1 pseudogene is annotated in these 244 nt (G+C 64.8%); it reads right to left on the bottom strand.

What is annotated here, in order from left to right:
• Window positions 1-244: pseudogene (locus ACZ3GY_RS24670) on the bottom strand (CadC-family transcriptional regulator); the annotation flags it as partial.

Raw genomic sequence — 244 nt, 5'->3', positions numbered from 1 at the left:
GGATATCGAGCGCCGTCAGCACCCGCGAACAGATTTCCTCCCTTAGGGCATGGATGTCATCGAGCTTGCCACTGGATCGATCCGCCCAGACCAGGCTGCCGTCGCGGGTGTCGGTGAGCTCGACGATGATGGATAGCCGCCGGTCGACCGCCTCAACCGTTCCGCAGAGACAGTACCGCACGCCGAGCAGCCGGCCGATATCGCCGGGCTCGCAGTCGGCCGGATTCAGACGGAACGAAGAGCC

Source organism: Pseudomonas sp. PME37.24/006 (assembly GCF_055556635.1).
This window is presented reverse-complemented; position numbering and strand designations above follow the sequence as displayed.